We start from the raw sequence: 4,372 nt of genomic DNA, 5'->3' as shown, positions 1-4,372 counted from the left end.
CGGGCGCCGGGGACCGCCTTGGGATCGTAGCGACTGGTTTCCCATTCGGCCGCGTTGCCCGGCTCGTCGACGATCAGCGGCGAGCCGGCATAGGAATAGCCCGCCTCGACGCCGACCATGCCGTGCATCCGCCGATGCCCGACCTCGAACAGCTCGCCGAGCCGGGCGCGCAGGGCCGCGCCCTCCGGCGTGTCGTCCCACGCCTCGCGTGTCAGCTGGCTGCGCCAGATCGGCACCCCGGCGGCGGCCCAGCCGGCGGCGTCGACATTGCGTCGGCCGATCGGCCGGCGCTCGCGTTCGTAGCCGTCGAGCAGGCCCGGCCCACCCCAGCCCTGGATCGTGCCGGCGAGCTTCCACGACAGATCGAAGGCGTCGCCGACGCCCGTGTTCATGCCGAGCCCGCCGCTCGGGATCACCAGGTGGATGGCATCACCGGCCAGGAATACCCGGCCGTCGCGATAGTGCTCAGCCAGCAGGAGATTGTGGTGCCAGCGGATCACGTGCGTGATCTCGTAGGTGAAAGGAAAGCCGACCAGCCGCTCGATCACCGGCCGGAAATCGGTCTCGGCCGGCAGCGAGCTGTGCAGGGTGAACTCGGTGCGGCAGCCCTGCGCGATCAGGGTCGTGCTGTCGACGTCGACGAAATTGTAATGCCGGCCGCGCCCGGTGACGATCTTTCCGTAGAGATCGGGCGAGCGGAAGATCACCTGCACCAGGGCGCGGATGCGGCCCCGCCCCTCCAGCTTGATGCCGCACTTCTTGCGCACGGTGCTCGTGCCACCGTCGCAGCCGACGAGGTATTTCGCCCGCAGTTGCTCGCGCGCGCCATCGACGGTCAGGGCCTCGACCGTCACACCCGAAGCGTCCTGGGCAAAGTCCTCCAGCGCGCAGCCATAGCGCACGCTGACATTGGGCGTTCCCTCCGCCACTTCCTTCAAGAGCGGCTCGAGCTTGTTCTGCGAGACGAGCTGGTACGGCTCGAGCAGGAACGCGCCGTTGGGACTCTCGGCAATTTGCTCGCGGCGCTCGCCGACCGACGGATATTTCAGCACCGCGATCGGCGGCTCGCTGAGCCGGCGGGTGAGGAACACATCCATCGGATTGTCGGCCGGATAGCCGAGCGCGCGCACCCGGTCGGCGATGCCGAGGCGGCGGTAGAACTCCATGGTGCGCGCGTTGGAGCGGTCCATCTTCGGGTAGGGCAGCGTGGTCGGGCTGCGCTCGATCAGCAGGCAGCGCACGCCGCGCCGGCCAAGGTCGATGGCGAGCGTCAGGCCGACCGGGCCGGCGCCGACAACGATTACGTCGTAGGTGGGCAATAGCGTTTCCTCGCGTTGCAGGACTGTAGCATTGCCGGCCGCCCTGTCACTTCTTCCGGGCCGCGAGCGTCCCGCCCGCTCTTCTCATGAGCGGGCGGGACGCCCGCGGTTCGGAAGAGCATGAGACATCTCGCGGCGCTGTTTTTGCTATGGTGGGCCTCAACGGGACAGGAGCACCACAATGACCGAAGAGATCGACGCGAAGAGCTTCTGGAAGGCAATCGGTTGCCGCGCCATCGGCGTGGCCATCGTGACCGCCAAGGGAACCGATGGACCCGCGGGCTTCCTCGCCTTGTCGGCCACACATCTGACCGCCAGCCCGCCGATGATGATGGTCTCGATCGGTCTCACGACGTCGGCCCTGGCCGCCGTCCGTCACGGCAATCATTTCGCAATCAACTACGTGCCGAAGGGCGGCGACGCGCTGGTGAAGGAGTTCGGCGGCAGCGGCTCCCTGAAAGGCGCCGACCGCTTCCTGCCCGGCGCCTGGACGGAGCTGAAGACCGGGGCGCCGACGCTGGTCGATTCCGTTGGCGTCATCGATTGCCGGCTCGACGAGATGATCGAGCGTCATGGCACCATCATCGCCCTCGGCCGCGTGGTGGCCTACACCTCGTCGATGAAGGATCCCCTCATAAGCTTCCGCGGCGGCTACATCTGACGAGGCGCCAGCAGCACCTTCGACTCTCTCGACATGAGGGTAATCAGGCTGAGGGTGATCGGCTCGCGGCCAGCGACTTGGTTCCCTACATGGCATCGGCCTCGACCCGTGCTTGCGTTGTCGGTGCGGACGGGGGACGCTTTGGCCATGTCCATTCCCGTGCTGATCGTCGGCGGCGGCCCGGTAGGCCTCACCGCCTCGCTCCTGCTCTCGCGGCTCGGCATCCGCTCGCTGCTGGTCGAGCGCCATCCCGGCACCGCCATCCATCCCAAGGCGCGCGGCATCAATGCCCGCACCATGGAGATCTTCCATCAGCAGGGCGTGGAGACCGCTGTCCGCGAGGCCGGCCTGCCGCCGACGCGCACGGGGTTCATTGTCTGGGCGAAGACTTTGGCCGGCGAGGAGATCGAGCGGCGCGTTCCGGGCAGCGGCAGCGCGCGGCTCGCCGAGGTGACGCCGGTGCGTGCCTGCCTCTGCGCCCAGCATCATCTGGAGCCGGTGCTGCGCCGGTCGGCCGAGCAACAGCCTCTCGCCGAGCTGCGCTTCAACACCGAGCTCACCCGGTTCGAGCAGGACGAGCGTGGCGTCGCGGCATCGCTCACCGACACGATGACCGGCAGGACGGAGCAGGTCACGGCGCAGTACATGATCGCGGCCGATGGCGCGCAGAGCCGCGTGCGCAAGGCGCTGGGCATCGGCATGCAGGGCGAGAAGGACGTCTACGACAGCGTCAACATCCTGCTCGAGGCCGATCTCAGCCCGTGGACCAGGGACCGCCCGGCCGCGCTCTACTTCATCGAGAACGAGGAGCTGCGCGGCACCTTCCTCACCATCAATGCCCATGACAGCTGGGGCTTCCTGGTGAACTCGCTCAGCTCGCAAGGCTACACGGCGGAGGACTTCACGCCGGAGAAGTCGGCCGACCTGATCCGCAAAGCGGCCGGCGTGCCGGGCCTGCCCGTCAAGGTGCTGGGTGTGGCGCCATGGGTCGCCTCGGCGCACGTCGCCGAGCGCTACCGCGACGGCTGCGTCTTCCTCGCCGGCGACGCCGCGCACGAGATGCCGCCGACCGGCGGCTTCGGCATGAACACCGGCATCCAGGACGTCCACAATCTCTGCTGGAAGCTCGCTGCGGTGCTGCAGGGCACGGCAGCGCCGGCGCTGCTCGGCACCTATCACGACGAGCGCCAGCCGCTTGGCCGGGCAATCACCGAGCAGAGCCTGATCAATGCCATCTCGATGGGCCGACTGCAGAAGACCCGCCAGACCACGAGCGCGCGGCCGGAGTATCTCAACGAGCAGGGCATGATCTTCGGCGCGAGCTACAGCTCGGCCGCCGTGCTGCCCGACGGCAGCCCGCCGCCGGTGATCGCCAATCCGGTGACCGATTACGCGCCGTCCGGCCGTCCCGGCGGCCGCGCCCCGCACGTCTGGGTGAAGACCGGGGACGGCGCGCGCACCTCGTCGATCGACCTCGTGGGCAACGGCTTCGTGCTGATGACCGGCAGGGGCGGCGCGGCTTGGGTCGACGCCACCCGTGAACTCGATGTCACGCCGATCACGCTGGGCGCCGGCGCGTATGAAACGGCGGACAGCGGATGGCGCGAGACCTACGGCATCGAGGAATCGGGCGCCGTGCTGGTGCGGCCCGACGGCCATGTCGGCTGGCGCAGCGCCACGCTGGCCGGCGATCCGGCGCGGGCGCTGGGCGGCGCCCTTAACGCCATCCACGGATGGAGTAACTGATGCGGCTCTACGTTACGCCCGCCTCGCCCTGGGTCCGGCGGGTCGTGGTCTCGATCCTCGAGCTCGGGCTTCGCGATCGCTTCGAGTTCGTGCAGACCAAATGGCCGCACAGTTGGGGCACCCGCCGGGTCGCCCATCCCGGCGATTTCCCGCAGGACACGCCGGTCGAGCGCATTCCCGCCCTGGTCGCCGGCGATCTCCATCTCGCCGACTCCCATGCGATATGCGACTACGTAAACGGCGAGCTGGGCGGCTGGCGCCTGCTGGCGCGCGAAGGGGTGGCGCGCTGGCGCGCCCTGGCTGACATCTCGGTAGCCAATGCCGTGATCGAGGCGCAGATCGCGCGACGCGCCGAACTGCTGCGCGAGGAGCGCGAACGGTCGGACGATTTCATCGGCAAGATGCGCGATCGCTCGCTGCGCTGCCTCGCCGCCCTCGACAAGCGGGCGCCCGGGCTCGGCGCGGACTTCGACCTCGCCCAGATCACCATCGCCGTCGCCTGCGGCTACCAGGACTGGCGCTACCCGTCCGATGATTGGCGCAGCGACGCCCCCGCCCTTGGGGCATGGTTCGACCGCGTCTCGTCCCGGCCGTCGCTCGTCGCCACCAAGCCGGCCGAGACGCCACAGGTGTAGCCGGGAACTCT

4 protein-coding genes are annotated in these 4,372 nt (G+C 69.0%); 3 read left to right on the top strand and 1 reads right to left on the bottom strand.

Translation table 11 applies throughout. The annotated features are described in order from the left end of the window. Nucleotides 1–1,319, bottom strand: a 1,319-nt coding sequence (locus AB7O82_RS27015; protein ID WP_428620591.1) for an FAD-dependent monooxygenase, incomplete at its 3' end; no start/stop codon positions are given. 181 nt (nucleotides 1,320–1,500) lie between these two features. Here AB7O82_RS27015 and AB7O82_RS27010 point away from each other — a divergent pair. The 3 genes from AB7O82_RS27010 (at nucleotide 1,501) to AB7O82_RS27000 (ending at nucleotide 4,361) form a co-directional block, all read left to right on the top strand. After that, on the top strand, nucleotides 1,501–1,980 hold the full coding sequence (locus tag AB7O82_RS27010; protein ID WP_428547497.1) for a flavin reductase family protein: 480 nt from the start codon (nucleotides 1,501–1,503) through the stop codon (nucleotides 1,978–1,980). A gap of 147 nt (nucleotides 1,981–2,127) precedes the next feature. Next, nucleotides 2,128–3,726, top strand: coding sequence for an FAD-dependent monooxygenase (locus tag AB7O82_RS27005; protein ID WP_428620590.1), 1,599 nt, complete (start codon nucleotides 2,128–2,130; stop codon nucleotides 3,724–3,726). Further along, nucleotides 3,726–4,361, top strand: coding sequence for a glutathione S-transferase family protein (locus tag AB7O82_RS27000; protein ID WP_428620589.1), 636 nt, complete (start codon nucleotides 3,726–3,728; stop codon nucleotides 4,359–4,361). The genes AB7O82_RS27005 and AB7O82_RS27000 overlap by 1 nt, the downstream gene beginning before the upstream one ends. The last annotated feature ends 11 nt before the right edge of the window (nucleotides 4,362–4,372 follow it).

Origin of the sequence: Reyranella sp., from assembly GCF_050185545.1 — a bacterium.
Classification (GTDB): Bacteria; Pseudomonadota; Alphaproteobacteria; order Reyranellales; family Reyranellaceae; genus Reyranella.
The sequence above is the reverse complement of the archived record's forward strand: the minus strand, read 5'-3'. Positions and strand labels throughout refer to the sequence as shown.